General features: G+C 67.9%; 19 protein-coding genes. 8 read left to right on the top strand and 11 right to left on the bottom strand.

The genetic code is table 11. The features are described 5' to 3' along the window. Window positions 1-39: 39 nt before the first annotated feature. Window positions 40-414: a hypothetical protein gene (locus ACH34W_RS42885; protein ID WP_395966962.1), complete on the top strand. Its 375-nt coding sequence runs from the start codon at window positions 40-42 to the stop codon at window positions 412-414. Between the two features lie 11 nt (window positions 415-425). Here ACH34W_RS42885 and ACH34W_RS42880 read toward each other — a convergent pair whose 3' ends face one another. Together ACH34W_RS42880 and ACH34W_RS42875 are read right to left on the bottom strand one after the other, a co-directional pair. After that, window positions 426-1655: an MFS transporter gene (locus ACH34W_RS42880; RefSeq protein WP_395966961.1), complete on the bottom strand. Its 1230-nt coding sequence runs from the start codon at window positions 1653-1655 to the stop codon at window positions 426-428. Window positions 1656-1721: 66 nt separating this feature from the next. Beyond that, complete coding sequence (locus tag ACH34W_RS42875; RefSeq protein WP_395966960.1) at window positions 1722-2885, bottom strand: epoxide hydrolase family protein; 1164 nt, start codon at window positions 2883-2885, stop codon at window positions 1722-1724. A 232-nt stretch (window positions 2886-3117) separates the two neighbouring features. On the opposite strand from ACH34W_RS42875, the gene ACH34W_RS42870 reads away from it, so the two are divergent. Both ACH34W_RS42870 and ACH34W_RS42865 read left to right on the top strand, forming a co-directional pair. Then, a complete protein-coding gene (locus ACH34W_RS42870; protein WP_395966959.1) occupies window positions 3118-3369 on the top strand; it encodes a hypothetical protein in 252 nt (83 codons plus the stop codon). Between the two features lie 13 nt (window positions 3370-3382). Beyond that, a complete protein-coding gene (locus tag ACH34W_RS42865) occupies window positions 3383-3883 on the top strand; it encodes a flavoprotein (protein WP_395966958.1) in 501 nt (166 codons plus the stop codon). 71 nt (window positions 3884-3954) lie between these two features. Here ACH34W_RS42865 and ACH34W_RS42860 read toward each other — a convergent pair whose 3' ends face one another. After that, window positions 3955-4458: a nuclear transport factor 2 family protein gene (locus ACH34W_RS42860; RefSeq protein ID WP_395966957.1), complete on the bottom strand. Its 504-nt coding sequence runs from the start codon at window positions 4456-4458 to the stop codon at window positions 3955-3957. A gap of 259 nt (window positions 4459-4717) precedes the next feature. Continuing rightward, window positions 4718-5215, bottom strand: coding sequence for a DUF4352 domain-containing protein (locus tag ACH34W_RS42855; protein WP_395966956.1), 498 nt, complete (start codon window positions 5213-5215; stop codon window positions 4718-4720). Window positions 5216-5403: 188 nt separating this feature from the next. On the opposite strand from ACH34W_RS42855, the gene ACH34W_RS42850 reads away from it, so the two are divergent. The 3 genes from ACH34W_RS42850 to ACH34W_RS42840 are packed head-to-tail and all read left to right on the top strand — an operon-like array spanning window position 5404 to window position 6528. Next, window positions 5404-5796, top strand: a complete 393-nt coding sequence (locus tag ACH34W_RS42850) for an NUDIX domain-containing protein (protein WP_395966955.1) — start codon at window positions 5404-5406, stop codon at window positions 5794-5796. Next, on the top strand, window positions 5793-6161 hold the full coding sequence (locus ACH34W_RS42845) for a thioesterase family protein (RefSeq protein WP_395966954.1): 369 nt from the start codon (window positions 5793-5795) through the stop codon (window positions 6159-6161). Before ACH34W_RS42850 ends, ACH34W_RS42845 begins: the two co-directional genes overlap by 4 nt. Then, on the top strand, window positions 6154-6528 hold the full coding sequence (locus ACH34W_RS42840; protein WP_395966953.1) for a nuclear transport factor 2 family protein: 375 nt from the start codon (window positions 6154-6156) through the stop codon (window positions 6526-6528). Before ACH34W_RS42845 ends, ACH34W_RS42840 begins: the two co-directional genes overlap by 8 nt. On the opposite strand, the gene ACH34W_RS42835 is transcribed toward ACH34W_RS42840, so the two are convergent. From ACH34W_RS42835 to ACH34W_RS42825, 3 genes are all read right to left on the bottom strand, one after another. Beyond that, a complete protein-coding gene (locus tag ACH34W_RS42835) occupies window positions 6505-7023 on the bottom strand; it encodes a GNAT family N-acetyltransferase (RefSeq protein ID WP_395966952.1) in 519 nt (172 codons plus the stop codon). The two genes, ACH34W_RS42840 and ACH34W_RS42835, sit on opposite strands and share 24 nt — an antisense overlap. Window positions 7024-7101: 78 nt before the next feature. Continuing rightward, entirely contained in the window at window positions 7102-7818 is a 717-nt protein-coding gene (locus ACH34W_RS42830; RefSeq protein ID WP_395966951.1) for an SDR family oxidoreductase, read from the bottom strand. Between the two features lie 47 nt (window positions 7819-7865). Continuing rightward, a complete protein-coding gene (locus ACH34W_RS42825) occupies window positions 7866-8765 on the bottom strand; it encodes a LysR family transcriptional regulator (RefSeq protein ID WP_395966950.1) in 900 nt (299 codons plus the stop codon). A gap of 53 nt (window positions 8766-8818) precedes the next feature. Here ACH34W_RS42825 and ACH34W_RS42820 point away from each other — a divergent pair, with 53 nt between their 5' ends. Then, window positions 8819-9163, top strand: coding sequence for a VOC family protein (locus ACH34W_RS42820; RefSeq protein WP_395966949.1), 345 nt, complete (start codon window positions 8819-8821; stop codon window positions 9161-9163). A 434-nt stretch (window positions 9164-9597) separates the two neighbouring features. Here the strand turns inward: ACH34W_RS42820 and ACH34W_RS42815 are convergent, their stop codons facing one another. Continuing rightward, a complete protein-coding gene (locus ACH34W_RS42815; protein ID WP_395966948.1) occupies window positions 9598-9939 on the bottom strand; it encodes an MmcQ/YjbR family DNA-binding protein in 342 nt (113 codons plus the stop codon). Between the two features lie 20 nt (window positions 9940-9959). Between ACH34W_RS42815 and ACH34W_RS42810 the strand changes: the two genes are divergently transcribed. Further along, window positions 9960-10499 carry an isochorismatase family protein gene (locus ACH34W_RS42810; protein WP_395966947.1) on the top strand — a complete coding sequence of 180 codons (540 nt, stop codon included), beginning with the start codon at window positions 9960-9962 and terminating at the stop codon, window positions 10497-10499. 137 nt (window positions 10500-10636) lie between these two features. Here ACH34W_RS42810 and ACH34W_RS42805 read toward each other — a convergent pair whose 3' ends face one another. The 3 genes from ACH34W_RS42805 to ACH34W_RS42795 all read right to left on the bottom strand — a co-directional run bounded on the left by ACH34W_RS42805 (window position 10637) and on the right by ACH34W_RS42795 (window position 15122). Further along, complete coding sequence (locus ACH34W_RS42805) at window positions 10637-11521, bottom strand: ABC transporter permease (RefSeq protein WP_395966946.1); 885 nt, start codon at window positions 11519-11521, stop codon at window positions 10637-10639. Beyond that, a complete protein-coding gene (locus tag ACH34W_RS42800; RefSeq protein WP_395966945.1) occupies window positions 11521-14106 on the bottom strand; it encodes an alpha/beta fold hydrolase in 2586 nt (861 codons plus the stop codon). Before ACH34W_RS42800 ends, ACH34W_RS42805 begins: the two co-directional genes overlap by 1 nt. Before the next feature lie 380 nt (window positions 14107-14486). After that, window positions 14487-15122 (bottom strand): TetR/AcrR family transcriptional regulator, encoded by a 636-nt coding sequence (locus ACH34W_RS42795; RefSeq protein WP_395966944.1) that lies wholly within the window; start codon window positions 15120-15122, stop codon window positions 14487-14489. Between the last annotated feature and the right edge of the window lie 35 nt (window positions 15123-15157).

The raw sequence follows: 15157 nt of genomic DNA, 5'->3' as shown, positions 1-15157 counted from the left end.
GAAGACAGGCAGACGATCGCGCTCCTTGATCTGCAAGTTTTGGCACGGGAGAACGAAGGACGGGGCTTCAAGGCCGACGAGGCTCTCTACGGCGTCCTCAACTGCTTGCGTTTCTGGGAGCTTCTGATCTTCCGCATGGAGCAGGGTTGGCGTCACCAGGACTACTACATGGTGTACGAGTACATGAACATCCTCACCGTCAGAGACGGGATCGAGGAGCTCCTCGACGCCATGCCGCCAGCCTTGCGCACCAAGATCGATCGCTGTGTAGGGCGGCTCGACGCACGCTATCGAGCCGTTACGCACGAGGATGGCGGAACGGAGCTGTCGTACTACTACCGCCCTCTGGCTGAGGGGCGAGAGCTCCGCTGGTGGTGGACCCGGTGCCCTGACGAATTCCCCCCTGGCTGGTGAAGGATGCCGACCTACGGCTTGATCGCGGTCAAGGGTTGCTCGGGCGACGGATTCACCGCTTCTTCGACCATCGGTGGCTTCAGGAAGCCGGTTGCCCATGCGACCACGGCGGCGATCACGGCGACCACGAGGCCGGTGAGCACAGCGGCCGAGGTCGTGAAGGTCTCGATCGCCCTCCCGCCGGCGATCGAGCCGAACGCTACGCCCACGTTGGCGGCGGAGGCGGGCAGAGACTGTGCGAGCGAGCCACCGGGGCCGGCCAGGCTCACCACCCGATACTGGAGTGAGGGCGCCATTCCGCCGACGAACAGGCCCAGTGCCGCGAGTCCCAGCATCACGGGGAACGCCAGCGCGCCGACGAGGTACAGCGCCAGCAGGGCTGCCACTGCGCCGGTGGTCCCGACGACCAAGGTGCGCGCAGCGTTGGCATCGGCGAACCGTCCGCCTGCGAACGAGCCGGTCGCCGTGGCGGCGCCGTATGCCAGGAGGAACGCGCTGATCAGTGCGCCGGAGACGCCGGTGACGCTCTCAAGGAACGGGACGATGTAGGTCAGCGCCGAGTACACCGCCCCGAACACCAGGACGGCCAGGAGCAGCACCGCGAGCACCCGCGGGGCGAACGCGTGCCGGGCCTGGTCACCCGCGCCGCCACCCGTGCTCGGCACGGACGGCACCACGACCAGCGCGGCGATCAATGCGATCACGCTGAGCACGACGATCGCGACGAACGAGCCGCGCCATCCCAGCGCCTGGCCGACCAGCGTGCCCAGCGGCACGCCCAGCGCCGCCGACACCGCGACACCGGAGAAGACCACCGACATCGCCCGGCCCCTGCGCTCGGGTGGCACGACTGCCGTCCCGGCCGCGAAGGCGCCGGCGATGAACAGGCCCTGGAACGCGCCGGCGCCGACACGTGCGGCGAGGAACAGGCCGTAGTCGGTGGTCAGCACCGCGACCGCATTGGCCACGACGAACAGGAGGAGGGAGCCGACGAGGACGAGCCGCCTGTCCAGCTTGATCGCCAATGCGGTCAGGATCGGTCCGCCGATGGCCAGGCCCGCCGCGTAGGCGGTCACCAGCGTGCCGGCCGCGGGGATGGAGACCCGGAGGTCGGCCGCGATCAGCTTCAGCACCCCGACCACGAGCAGCTCGGCACTGCCGAGGACGAACATTCCGAGGAAGAGCGTGGCAAGGACGAGGTTCGCCCTCCCCTTGCTCAGCGGCGCTTGCTGGGTGCTCATCCTCTACTCCTCCTTGAGGTTGCCTCGACGAACGGCCGGATTGCTGGGTACGCACCCCGACATCGGTCACGCCGCTAGTGAAGCGATGCCGGCGCGAACCTCACGGGCGAAGATCTCGGGCTGTTCGAAGGCCGCGAAGTGCCCGCCACGCTCGGCGGCGTGGTAGTAGCGGAGGTCGCTGAACCGCGTCTTGAGCCAACGCTCGCTGAACGCGAAGATCTCCTCAGGAAACTGCGTGTACGCGGTTGGGATCCGCACTGGTCGTTCAGGCTCGGTCTTGAGGTACTGGGCGTTCTCCCAGTAGATCCGGGCTGACGATGCGGCGCTGTTCGTCAGCCAATACATCATGACGTTGTCCAGCAGTTTGTCCCGCGACACAGCCTTCTCCGGGTGACCGCCGCAGTCCGTCCAGGCGTAGAACTTCTCCATGACCCAAGCAAGCTGGCCGGCTGGGGAGTCGGTGAGCGGGTACCCGATCGTCTGCGGACGGGTGGACTGCTCGGCGGAGTAGCCGCTCTCCTCGGCCCAGAATCGCTGCGCCCTTGCCAGCATCTCCTGCTCCTGCTCGGTCGGCTCGCCGAGCTGAAAAAGCGCCTCTGGTGAGACCACCGCGACGTTCAGGTGCACCCCCAGCAGGCCCTCAAAGGCGCGGGCGGCCATTGCGGTGGTCACCGCCGAGCCCCAGTCACCGCCTTGCGCGTAGTAGCGCGGGTATCCGAGGTGACCCATCAGCTCGTGCCAGGCGCTGGCGATCCGCTCGATCCCGATACCGGCCCGGGACGGCTTGTCGCTGAATCCGAAGCCGGGCAGCGCCGGGACCACCACATGGAACGCGTCGGCCGCTGAGCCGCCGTGCGACTCGGGGTCGGTCAGGGGACCGATCACGTCCAGGAACTCCACGGCCGAGCCCGGCCAGCCGTGCGTCATGATCAGCGCACGGGCCTGCTCATGCGGGGAGCGGACGTGCAGGAAGTGGATGCCCAGATCGCCGATTGTGGCGTGGAACTGGGGGAACGCATTCAGGCGGTCGGCCAGCCGCTGGATGTCGTACTCGTCGGCCCAGTATTCGCATAGCTCGCGGGTGTAGCTCAGTGGGATGCCCTGCGACCAGTCGTCCACTGTCTCCCGCTCCGGCCAGCGGGTACGGGCCAGCCGGTCGCGCAGATCAGCGATCTGCGCGTCGGTGATCTCTGCCTGGAAGCCGCGTATCTGGACCGTTGAGGTTCTCATGCGGGGATGCTCGCTCTCGGTGTGCAGCCGGTAGCTGTGGTGAAGGTGAACGACGGCGCGTTCGGCGGCACCCCCGACGGACGACCGCCGCACGGACCACAGAGAGCCGAAGATCATCGCTGTCGTGCATCTGCTAGCGCGACGCTAATCCAAGGAGCTTGCATGATGCAAGTAGGCGACGGTCGCGCTGGGCGGCTGTACGAGACTGCGGACGCGAGTTGGGGCGCAAGCCTTGGATTGGGCCACCAGGCCGAAGCTCGGTGAGACGATCGAGATCCTCTATGATCCGAAGAGCGAGTACGCCTTCGTCGGGGACGCCCGCAAATCGGTGGACACCGTTCACTACAGGATCGCGATCGGCATGTTCGTGGGCGGCATCTTCATCCCGCCCGTCTTCGTCGCCATCCGCGAGGCCCGGCGCGGTCGCCTCTGGTTCGAAGGCCACGGCATCACTCCACCACCAACTGACGACCAAGAAGGCTGACGGGGTCACGGCGATGACGAAGGTCCTCTACGCGATCGCGTGCGGCGCTCCGGCGGCGTCCGATCTGGTGACCTTTGTGCGGCTGGCGCAGGATGCGGGCTGGCACGTCCGGGTGATCGCGACCCCGATGGGGGTCAAGTTCCTGGACGTCGAACGGCTGGCAGCTCTGACCGGGCCGGTGCGGACCGACTTCCGGCTGCCGCACGAGACGTCGAACGGGCTGCCTCCTGCTGACGCCGTCGTGGTCGCCCCGGCCACGTTCAACACGATCAACAAGTGGGCGCTGGGCATCGCGGACACAGTGGCTGTCGGCATGCTCTGTGAGCTCGTCGGTATGGGTGTCCCAACGCTGGCGGTCCCGCAGGTCAAAGCCGAACTGGCCAGTCACGTGGCGTTCAAGCCAAATCTGGACGCCCTCCGCTCCATGGGCGTCCACGTGCTCTTCGATCCCGCCGAGCCCATGCCCCGCTGGGAAGACATCATCACAACGTTGAGCACCATCCCCGCGCGTTGAGAGGACTCGCTCGTCGCGTTCTACAGGGGTGGGTCGGCGTGCTTCGCCTCACCTGCTGCCCGAACCGCGTCTCATGAGGCATTTGGCGGTGGGGGCGTGACGCCCTCCAGGGAGCCGGAGAACCACATCGGTCGATGGTGGACCATGGACAGCCGCCAACCTTCGGCCGTTCGGGTCGCCTCGAAACGCGAGCGTCCACCAATCTGGGCGGTGGCTTCGGGGGCGAGCGTTCCGGGTTCGGGAGTGCTGGGCGCAAAGGTGAGCAGCATGTTGGTGTAGAGGGTGGCGTGGTCGCCGTCCAACTCGACCAACATGTTGGTGACCAGGTGTTGCTGATGCTGGTCGGGTGTGTGGTTGCGAGTGGCCAGCGCGATGACGCGGTCGATGCCCTGCACCTGGCCGCCGGGGCTATCGGCGCGGGCGTCGTCGGCGAAGAGGGATCGCGGGTCGCCGATGCCTTCGTCCAGCCACCGATAGAGCCGGCGGACCAGGTCAGTGATCTCGACGCGATCGCTCAGCTTTTGGAACTGCCGCTGGAGCTGAGTGAGGTCGGTGTCGTGGGTGGTGCCGGTCATGGGGTTCCTTACGGGTTGGCACGGGCAGAGAAAACGCTGGTCGTGCCAACGTTGACCGGGCCAACGATAACAGATTCGTGGGTGCTCCCAACATCCTCTTCCTGTGGCTCACCCTCGTGGCCCCTGGCTCGTGGACTGCTGACGGTGAGCGTCGTTCGGGGCAAGATCGATGGCGCTCGCCGCATTGACAAGGGCAAGGATGTTCAGGTGCGGGTGGGCGGCTCCCGGATCGTTGCCAAGAACACGCAGCCCGGCCCAGCTATTTGATTCGCCACACTGCGGTGCTGAAACCAGATGGGGCGCCGAAGCGGATTCGTTCCGGCTTGGCGTCCTTGTCCACCTCGAACGTTATGCAGCCGATCTGCATCTCGCCACTCGTAAGGCGGATTTTGCGGCTCCCGAGCTCCTTGCACCCGACGTTGAACGTGCTGTCGTACGCCTCACCTGATTTGTCTATCAGGCGCGCACCCGGCGCTTCTTTGTATTCCTTTGCGCCGTTGTTCTTCATGCGGAACCGTGCTGCTATGAAGCGCTTTCCGGTCGTCGGCCTGCTTGGTGGTGCTGGATCGATGACCTTGGTCAGTGTCACCTGCAGGGCGATGTCCCGGTACTTGTCGGTGATATCGACCGCATCCCCTATCATCGCCGCCTTGGCCGGCCGTATTGCCAGGCCGGCTCCATCGCCGGGTGTCGAATTGACGGCGCAAGAGGTAAGAGTGATCAAGGTGATTGCCGAGACGAACCTGGGGATGTTCATCTAGGTGGTGTTCCCGTGTGCTCCTGAAGGCACCTACCCTTGGCGGTTAGAGAAATATCTCAGCGAATATGAAGGTGCTTCGCGAACTCGTTCGCCATGGATTGAATCTCGCGCTTGTCTTGCATTCATATTCCGGGACGGTTCTCGCCCTTGTAGCCCGCACGCGCCCTCGCAGGTAAGAATGGGGGATGATCGACAAGGTTGCGTGGGTGCGGTTGGAAGGCGGCAAGGTCCTCAGCACGCGGTCGCGGGGCAAGGACACTTATTACTTGCCTGGAGGTAAGAGGGAACCCGGGGAGACCGACCAGCAGACGCTGCTCCGGGAGATCGAGGAGGAGTTGACGGTGGCGCTCGCCCCGGACTCCGTCGAGCTCCTCGGGGTGTACGAGGCGCAGGCGCACGGGCACGCGGACGGCGTGATGGTACGGATGACCTGCTATACCGGCGACTACTCCGGATCGCTTGAGGCCAGTAGTGGGATCGACGAGGTCGTCTGGCTGTCGTACGCCGATCGTGAGCGGGTCTCGCCGGTCGATCAGATCATCTTCGACGACCTCCGTGCTTCCGGGCGGTTGGAATGAGCCGCGCCGAGATGGTCGTTGTGGTGGAACGGGACGACACCGCGGAACGAGTCGGGAGCGGTGACGTCCCGGTGCTGGCCACGCCCCGATTGCTCGCATGGGCAGAGGCGGCGACCCTGAAGGCTTCACCCGTGCTGGTGGAGGGGCAGACCTCCGTCGGTACGCGGGTCGAGCTGGAGCACCGGGCGGCGAGCCCGGTCGGGACGCGGTTGACGATCAGTGCCGAGCTCGTCGAGGCCGACGGCCGGCGGCTGGCCTTCGCCGTCAAGGCGGTGGACGAGCATGGGACCGTGATCGGTGAGGGCCGGATCGAACGTGCAGTGGTCGATCGGGCGACGTTTCTTTCGAGGATTGGGAATGCCTGAAGACAGAGTGGCTGCCTATCTGGAACAGCTCGTGGCGGGTGACCTCGACGGAGTGCTGTCCCTCTTCAACGGCGACGCGGTGATCGAGTCGCCGCTGTACGGGCAGATGACCGCGGCCGACTTCTATACGGGCCTGTTCGAGGACACCGAACGCTCCGAGATCACACCCATCGACACGTTCACCTCGAACACCGATCCGCGTCGCGTGGCGGTGCGCTTCCGGTACGACTGGACGCTCGCCAACGGGAGTCCCACCACGTTCGACTGCGTGGATGTGATCGACTTCGACGACGACTGGAAGATCGCCCGTCTCACCATCGTCTACGACACCCACCCCCTCCGTTCAGTCTGGGCGGGCTCCCGCTGATGCCCGCTGCTGGCCGTAGATGTGGACGGGTTTGCCGCGGTATTCGGTGTCGCGCAGGTGGCGGTGGCCGATGCGTTCGGCCACCGCGATCGAACGCGTGTTACCGGGCACGATCAACGAGATGACCTCGTCCACGTCCAGGGCGCTGAAGCAGTACGCGAGCGAGGCACGGGCCGCTTCGGTGGCGTATCCCTTGCCCCAGTGTTCGCGGGCGAGGCACCAGCCCACGCCCAGGCCCGGGAATCCGTGCGGGCTCCACGGCCCGGCGCGGCCGGCGAAGCGACCCGTGGACTTCTCGACGACCGCCCAGTGCGAGTAGCCGCGGATCTCGCGGTGGCCGATGAACGTGGCGAGGCTGCGCCAGGCGTCTTCGGGGGAGCTGCCGACCGGCTCGGCAAGGCCGCCCCCCACATCGGGATCGGCCATCATCGCGGCGTAGTCGTCGAAGTCGCCGCCGACCAGGGGGCGCAGGATCAAGCGTTCCGTCTCGAGCATGGCACCAGTATGTGGATCTTGAGACGGACCACCAAGGGCATGTGACGCATGTCCGTATTGCTCGCTCGTGCGTGATCCTCAGACCAGGCGGTGGCCGCCGTCGGCCTCCAGGACCGTGCCGGTGATGTAGCCGTTCCGCATCAGCGCCAGCACGGCGTCGGCGATGTCCTCGGGGCGGCCGATGCGCCCCACCGGCAGGCGTTCGGCCATGGCGGCCAGGCGCTCTGGGGCGGCGTCGCCGGCGATGGCGTTCCACATCGGGGTCTCGACCCAGCCGGGCGAGATCACGTTCACCCTGACCGGGGCGAGTTCCAGGGCCAGCGCGCGGGCGAACGAGGCGAGCGCGCCGTTCACAGCGGCGATCACCGAGCCGCCCGGACTGGGGCGTTCGGCGGCGACGCCCGAGGTGAAGGTGAGTGAGCCGCCAGGGCGGATCACCGCATGCTTGGCCAGCAGGAGCGCGCCGAGGAGCTTGGCGTCGATCACTCGCCTGGCGGCCTGGAGGTCGAGGTCCTGGACGTGACGGTAGGCGTCGTTGACGTCGACCGCGGTCGTCACCACATGGTCCACCGGACCCGTCGCGAGGAAGAGCCGTTCGATGTCTTCTTCACGGGTGATGTCGACGGGGACGGTGTGGATGGGGACGGTGTGGACGGACAGGCGTTGACGGACCGCGGCGAGGCGTTCGGGGGAGCGGGCGGCGACGGTGACTTCGGCACCCCGCGCGATCATGGTTTCGGCGAGGGCGAGTCCCATTCCGGAACTGCCTCCGACGATGACGATGTGTTCGGTCATGGAGATCACGACATCATTGAGGGTGATCGTCCGTCCACGACGCGTTATCAAACGTTCATTAGCCCCTTGCTAATACTCCCGATCAGGGCTGGAAGCACTGCCTGAAGTGCGGGGTTGCGGGCGCCAGAGCGCCAGGCGGCCGCGTAGGCGATGGTCATACTCCGGCCCTGGAACGGGCGCCACACCAGTTCCGGCGGTGCGGCCGCGCGCACCGAGCTGAGACTGAACGCCTCCGGGCGCAGCGGGAGAACGGATCGCAGCTGGGCATGGGGCATGGCGCTCTCGCTGATCGTGACCTCGGCGGTCATCGTCCTGACGCCGGCAACCAGGGCGTCGTGCACCTCGGGCGCGAACTCGCGCGCGAACAGGATGAGCTCCCGTCCCGCCAGGTCTCCAGGCCCCAGGAACTCCTTGGCCGCCAGCGGGCTGTCTCCGGACATCAGCGCGCCGAGTTCCTCCGTGGCGATCTCCATGTGCCGAACGCCCGGTGGGCAGGTCGCCGGAACGCGGATCAGCGCAAGATCGACCTCGCCGTTCGCCAGCATCCGCAGCTGGTCGGCGGTCGTGCCGCCGCGCATCGTCATCCGGCCGCCGGGGACCAGCTCGGTCACCAGCTCCTCGACCCGTTCCGGCAACCAGGGAGGCACTCCGTTCAGCAAGCCGAAACGCAACATCGGTCCGGCCACCCCCGCGGCCCGCCGGGTCTCCCTGATCGCGTGGTCGGCCGTCCGGAGCGTCTCCCGGGCCGTACGGAGGAGGACCTCGCCCGCGGGCGTCAGCCGTACGCCCCGGCTGTGCCTGATTAGCAGCGGCGCGCCGATCTCGCGTTCCATGGCCTTGATCTGCTGGCTGAGGGTAGGCGTGGAGATGTGCAGCCGCCCGGCCGCATGTCCGAAATGAAGCTCCTCGGCCACCGCCACGAAGTACCTCATCTGCCGGAGTTCCACCCGATCATGGTACGAAGCTCGACAAGCATCCAAAACGATCTTGGAGGTGTGAGATGACGATCCGACGGGCGGTGCCCGATCTGCGGTCCGCCGATCTCGAGGCCGGGCGCGCGTTCTACGCGCGGCTGGGATTCGAGGAGGTCATGAACATGGGATGGGTGTCCACGCTCGCCGCACCGGACAACCCCACGGCCCAGATCATCCTCATACGGCACGATGAGCCGGCGCCACAGCCCGCCGTGAGCATCGAGGTGGAGGATGTGGACGTCGCGTACGCGGCGATGCTGGCGGCCGGATCGGAGATCGTGTACGAGCTGCGCGACGAGCCCTGGGGCGTGCGCAGGTTCTTCGTCCGGGATCCCGACGGACATGTGATCAATGTGCTCGGACACCGGTGACAGAACGCCGCAGGGCCCCCTCGCCATCGAGGGGGCCCTGCGTCCTGTCTGACTCCGCTCGCGAGGCGGAGGAAGCTGTCGTTATGGCGTCAGTACGTCAAGAGGCGCTCAGTAAGGCAGAAGACGACCGGTTGGCGTCCGGAGGTCGAGCGGGCTCGGTTGACGTGGGGGTCGTGGGCGCTTGATGAGCTGCTGCCGTGCCATGGTGATCATCTCCCCCGTTGCGGGCGGAGTTAACCCGCGTATCGAGCCGATGTCGCCCTCACTCTGTATGACGGTGGCGCCCTCGGTGAGGTTCGCTGAGCTTATGCGACAACCTCGACCTCTTCGACCGAATTTACGGAAGCGGATATCGCCATGCGTATCCGCGTGTGTACGTTCGGTGTCTTCCGGAAGAGGAGGAGATGGTGCGGCCGAACCTGGCCAGTGCCGGTTCAGCCGCCCTCGTACTCGGCCACGAGCCGCTTGGAGGCCAGCTGCCGCCACGAGTCGACGATGATGTCGCGCAACTCGTCGTCGTCCAGCGCGGCCAGATGCACCCGAAACCAGTTGTACCTGTCGTCATGCCCTGGCTGAACGAAGAACTTCCGGGGCTCCGCCGCGATCATTTCGGTCCGCTCATCTTTGGGAAAGCGGAACCCCATCGAGGTTTCGTCGTCCGACAGACTGGCGAAGATGCCTTTGGTGACGCGGAAGGTCACTTGCCCCCAGGCCAGCTTTTCCTGGGCGCCAGGAAGAGAGAGTGCTATCTCTCGTACGGTCTGGGCTTCCGACACGCTCTCTAGAATGCCGCTACATGACTGACTTGACCATCGACGCACCGCGTACGGCGCTCATCGTCATAGATCTCCAGGTCCGCATCGTGGGCATGGAGACCGGCCCCTCCACGGGCGCGAACGTCGTCCGGCAGGCGATGCGGCTGGCCGAGGGCTTCCGGGAGAACGGCGGCCTGGTGGTGATCGTCCAGACGGAACGACCCGGTGTCCCCGAGCAGCCGCCGGGCAACGAGCTGGTCAGCGAGATGGAGCCCGGACCGGGCGATCTGCTGATCACCAAGCGCTCGTGGAACGCGTTCCACGAGACCGAGCTGCACGACAAGCTGGGGGGCCAGGGCATCAGCGCCGTCGTCATGTGCGGGCTGATGACCAACGCCGGCGTCGAGTCCACCGCCCGTACGGCGAGCGACTACGGCTACGACCTGCTGTTCGCGCGCGACGCCATGGCCTCGTTCAGCGCGGAGATGCACGACTTCGCGGTCGAGAAGATCTTCCCGCTGCTCGGCACGGTCTGCACGACGGACGACATCCTGCCCGCGCTCCGGACGAAGACGGGCTGAACGGCCCGCCTCCGTCCGGGCTCAACGCCCCGGCCTCGTCCGGCTGAACGACCCGCTCCGTCCGGCTGAACGACCCGCTCCGTCCGGCTGAACGACCCGGCTTCGGCCGGCGCCTGTCACGGCTTCGGCCGGCGCTGTCAGGAGACGACGTCGCGGGTGCGGAAGCGGCGGAAGGCCAGCGCGAACAGGATGAGCGCGTAGGACATCGAGATCGCGGTGCCCTTCGCCATGCCCGTCCACTGGATCTCAGGCTGCAGGGCGTCCATCCACGAGTACATCCAGTGCGTCGGCAGGAAGTCACGCCAGTCACCCAGCGCGGTGACCGCGTCCAGGATGTTGCTCACGATCACGAGCCCGACCGCCCCGCCGACCGCACCCAGGGGCGAGTCGGTGGTGACCGACAGCAGGAACGCGAGCGCGGCGACCACGAGCTGGCTGATCAGCGCGTACCCGACGATGATGCCCATCCGGCCGAGGGCGGTCGAGACCGCGACCGAGCCCCCCGTGGGCAGCTCCACCGATCCCCAGCCGAACGCGACCGTGCCCGCCACCAGCGACATCAGGGGCAGGCTCACGACCGCCACCGCCGCGTATCCCAGCGCCACGATCAGCTTCTGCCTCAGCAGCCGCGCCCGCGGGACCGGCGCGGCCAGTAGGTAGCGCAGCGATGACCACCCCGCCTCGCTCGCCACGGTGTCACCGCAGAACAGCGCCACCGCGACCACCAGCAGGAAGCCCACCGAGACGAAGAGCGCGAACAACGCGAAGTTGAGGGCGCTGGAGGTCGCCACGTCCACCAGGCTGGGGATGCCGTCGGGTCCCGGATCGCCACCGAGCTTGAACGCGGCGACCAGGATCCAGGGGAGGACGAGCAGGATGCCGAACGCCACGAGCGTGCGCCGCCGGCGGAACTGCCGGACGATCTCCACGCGCAGCGGCAGCGTCCGCCGTTTGTCATAGCCGGGCCCGGTCTCCGGGGCGGCGGCGTCCTGGCGGCCGTTGAGCGCCGTGGTCGTGCTCATCACGCCTCCCCCTTTCCGTTGCCCGCGACCTTCGCGGTGCCCTCGGTGCCCGATCCGTTCTGGACGCCCGAGCCGTTCCCGGTACCCGAGCCGTTCTCGGCGCCTGAGCCGTTCCCGGTGCTGATGATCTCGAGGAACGCGTCCTCCAGCCGGCGGCCGGAGCCGACGATCTCGGCCACCGGCCCGGCGGCGACCCGCCGGCCGCGCGACATGACCACGGCGTGCGTGCAGGTCATCTCCACCTCCGACAGCAGGTGGCTGGAGACGATGACCGTCCGCCCCTCCGCCGCGTACCGGATCAGCACGTCGCGCATCTCGCGGATCTGGGGCGGGTCGAGGCCGTTGGTCGGCTCGTCCAGCACCAGCAGGTCGGGCAGGCCCAGCATGGCCTGGGCGATCGCGAGGCGCTGCCGCATGCCCTGCGAGTACGTCCGGACGGCGCGGTCCAGCGCGCTGCCGAGGTCGGCGATCTTCAACGCCTCGTCAAGGTGTGCCTCGTCCGCCGGTCGTCCGGTGGCCCGCCAGTAGAGATCGAGGTTGTCGCGGCCGGACAGGTGCGGCAGGAACCCGGGACCCTCGACGAACGAGCCCAGCCGGGACAACACCGGCGCGCCCGCCGTCACCCGGCGCCCGAAGATCCGGATCTCGCCGGCGTCCGGGTGGATGAGGCCCATGAGCATGCGCAGCGTCGTGGTCTTGCCCGCGCCGTTCGGCCCGAGCAGCCCGAGGACCTGTCCCTTCTCGACGCTGAAGCTCAGGTCGTCGACGGCGAGATGGCCGTTCTTGTACGCCTTCGTCAGGCCGATGATCTGCAGCGGTACGCCGGCCCGTGCCGGGTCGAACGTCTCGGCCGTCCTTCCGCGCCGGCCACGGCCGGTGACCAGGATCCCGGCGGCCACCGCGAGCGCGACGGCGGGGAGGACCCAGATCCAGGTGGGCAGCGGCGCGGCCGTCGTGTGCAGTGACGGAACGGTCGGCACGGTCAGCCCGGACACCGCCGCGACCTTGAACGAGGCGGGTTGCGGCGGCGTCGCGAAGCCCATGTCGGTCGTGGCCACCACGAGCCGCAGGCGGTGACCACGGTCGAACCGGTAGTCCATGGCGGGCAGCGACACGGTGACCTCACGGCCCGCGTCGGCCTTCTCCACGCGCAGTGGAGCGGCGAGTCGCCGCGCCGGTGTCGCGCCGCCCGGTGCGACGTCGTACAGCTTGGCGAACAGCGGAACGTCGCCCTTGCCGGTCACCTTGATCCGGACGGTGGCGGCGCCGGTGAGCTTGACCGGGTCGGCGAGCGCAGCCGTGTCGAACGTGGCCGACTGCCCGGGCATGTCGACCGGCAGCTGGCTTGTCAGCCCCGCGCCGCCCAGGTCGCCGAGGCTCCCGAGGGCGCCGAGGCCGGGCAGCGCCGAGATCGAGGCGGGCGAGCCGCCCGCCGGGTTGTGGATCGTCTGTTCGCGGCCGGTGAGGGCCAGGGTGCGGGTGCCTGCGGCCAGTCCCGGGTACGTGCGGGTGCCGGCGGCCTCGATGACCACGGACTGCGTCGAGGAATCGATGCCTCCGGCGCGCGTGACCGTGAACCCGTCGTTGTCCGTGCCGCCTGAGGGCGCTTTGCGTTCGAGGTAACGGTCGAACCAGTCGCGTACGAGACCCCGTACGCGGCCCGTCTCGGGGTCTCCGCCGTCGTGCCCGCCCTGGAACCAGACGACCGAGACCGGGGCGCCGTTGCGAGCGATGGCCCTGGCGTTGGCGTCACCCTGGTCGAGGGGGAAGAGCGAGTCGGACTGCCCCTGGACGATGAGGCTGGGGACCTTGATCTGACTTGCGACGGCGGCCGGGCTTGACCGCTGCAACATCTCGACCGCCGCAGGCGTGGGCCGCCCGGTCTCAGCGATCTCCTGGTACATGTCGCACACGGCAGGCATGAACCGCCCGCAGGCGTTCTCCTGTGCCGCGGGGCCTTCACCCATGCCGCTGGAGAAGAAGATCCCCGCCCACAACTTCTTGAAGACGCCCTTGCTGGGGCCCTCGCCGGTGGCATTGGGGAACAACGCGTCTGCCAGGTTGTTCCAGGTGATCTGCGGGGCGATCGCGTCCACCCGCTTGTCGTGCCCGGCGGTGAGCAACGCGATGGCGCCGCCGTACGACTCGCCCGCCATGCCGACTCGCGGGTCGCCCGGCCCGTCGAGCTGCACCTCGGGCCGCTTCGCCAGCCAGTCGATCAGCTGCCGGACGTCCTTGACCTCGTAGTCGGGGGAGTTGAGCGCGATCTCGCCGGTCGACTTGCCGAACCCGCGGGCCGACCAGGCCAGCACGGCATACCCGTCGCGCGCCAGGTCCTCGGCCTCCGACCGGACGTCGTCCTTCGAGCCGCCGAAGCCGTGCCCGAGCATGATCGCCGGGCCCTTGGCGCGGCCGACCGGACGGTAGAACGTGGTGTCCAACGTCACCCGCTGGTCGTCCTTCGGGCCGTCCATCACCTGGATGCGCTGTTGCAGCGTCCGTACAGGCGCGTCCCCGCTCGCAGCGACGCCCCAGGCCAGGCCACCGCCGCCCACGAGGACGATCGCGCCACTCGCCGCGGTCACCCGCCGAGCTGTACGACCCGCCCTGTCCCACCGCTTCCGCAGCCGTTCAAATGTGCTCGTCACCTTCACGACCTGGAGACCCTGCCTTCCGGCCCGGACCCGCACGGCGAAAGCGGCGCGCTGGACATCGCTTCGCGATCTTTACTTGGAGCTCCGCCCGCGGTTCGCTCCATGCTCAGGTAGCGCGCTCGCATGCGGCTTCCCTGCCTTGTGTGGCACAGCCTCATGGTCAATAACCATATGCGGCCATAGGAGGGCGATCCTCCGCCCCGGTGTGGAGCCCGCCTGCGCCCGCTGCCGTACGACCCGGCTCCTCCTTACGCCACAAGGTGTAGAACGGCGCCAAATGCCAACGAGCTCTAGCGGTCCGGTACTGAGCTTTAGCGGTCCGGGTCTGAGCCGTCAGAGACCCTGATGCCGGGGGACAGGGCCGTGTCGAACATGACGGTCAGGCGGTCGATCAGGTCGGCCGGGTCGGCGGTGCGGAGGTCGTCCAGGCCGAGCAGGCGCCGGACCGGGCCGCCGCCCATGATGATCATGGCGGCCAGCGTGGCGCGGGCGCGGGCGTCGGGACCGGTGAGCTGCTCGGTCAGGGGGGTGACCAGCATCTTCTCCATGTGCTGCTGGAGGATCGGGAGGATCTCCGGGTTGCCGATCGAGCGGTCGAGCATGCGCAGCACGGGGCTGGAAGGGTCGCGCCGCGCCTGGCGTACGACATGTTCGGCGAGGCGGCGGGGGAGATCCGCAGGGTCACCGCGGACGACCTTCTCCAGGGCGGACTCGCCCGCGAGGATCTCCCCGAAGAGGGCGGCCTTGGAGCCGAAGTAGCGGTTGACCAGGGCCACGTTGGCACCGGCGGCGGCCGCGATCATCCGTACCGAGACGTGGTCGTAGCCGTGCTCGCGAAAGAGGTCGCGGGCGGCCACCAGCAGCCGTCGCCGGGTCGCCTCCCGGTCACGCTTCGGCCGCTTGGCCCGAGCCGGGTCCGTCCGCTCCTGATCAGGCTGCCTCAGCACTCTTCCAGTATCCCTCGGTTGCAAGTAAACACGTG

The sequence above is a fragment of the Actinomadura sp. 6N118 genome (genome assembly GCF_044326415.1).
In the GTDB taxonomy this organism is placed as follows: domain Bacteria; phylum Actinomycetota; class Actinomycetes; order Streptosporangiales; family Streptosporangiaceae; genus Spirillospora.
Note: the sequence above shows the minus strand (reverse complement) of the source record. Positions and strands in the feature narration are given on the sequence as shown.

Coding starts and splice junctions, on each gene's coding strand:
- ACH34W_RS42865 (WP_395966958.1), top strand. CDS start 3,383: ATGACGAAGGTCCTCTACGCGATCGCGTGCGGCGCTCCGGCGGCGTCC.
- ACH34W_RS42820 (WP_395966949.1), top strand. CDS start 8,819: ATGACGATCCGACGGGCGGTGCCCGATCTGCGGTCCGCCGATCTCGAG.
- ACH34W_RS42850 (WP_395966955.1), top strand. CDS start 5,404: ATGATCGACAAGGTTGCGTGGGTGCGGTTGGAAGGCGGCAAGGTCCTC.
- ACH34W_RS42845 (WP_395966954.1), top strand. CDS start 5,793: ATGAGCCGCGCCGAGATGGTCGTTGTGGTGGAACGGGACGACACCGCG.
- ACH34W_RS42855 (WP_395966956.1), bottom strand. CDS start 5,215: ATGAACATCCCCAGGTTCGTCTCGGCAATCACCTTGATCACTCTTACC.
- ACH34W_RS42805 (WP_395966946.1), bottom strand. CDS start 11,521: ATGAGCACGACCACGGCGCTCAACGGCCGCCAGGACGCCGCCGCCCCG.
- ACH34W_RS42830 (WP_395966951.1), bottom strand. CDS start 7,818: ATGACCGAACACATCGTCATCGTCGGAGGCAGTTCCGGAATGGGACTC.
- ACH34W_RS42880 (WP_395966961.1), bottom strand. CDS start 1,655: ATGAGCACCCAGCAAGCGCCGCTGAGCAAGGGGAGGGCGAACCTCGTC.
- ACH34W_RS42860 (WP_395966957.1), bottom strand. CDS start 4,458: ATGACCGGCACCACCCACGACACCGACCTCACTCAGCTCCAGCGGCAG.
- ACH34W_RS42810 (WP_395966947.1), top strand. CDS start 9,960: ATGACTGACTTGACCATCGACGCACCGCGTACGGCGCTCATCGTCATA.
- ACH34W_RS42840 (WP_395966953.1), top strand. CDS start 6,154: ATGCCTGAAGACAGAGTGGCTGCCTATCTGGAACAGCTCGTGGCGGGT.
- ACH34W_RS42875 (WP_395966960.1), bottom strand. CDS start 2,885: ATGAGAACCTCAACGGTCCAGATACGCGGCTTCCAGGCAGAGATCACC.
- ACH34W_RS42835 (WP_395966952.1), bottom strand. CDS start 7,023: ATGCTCGAGACGGAACGCTTGATCCTGCGCCCCCTGGTCGGCGGCGAC.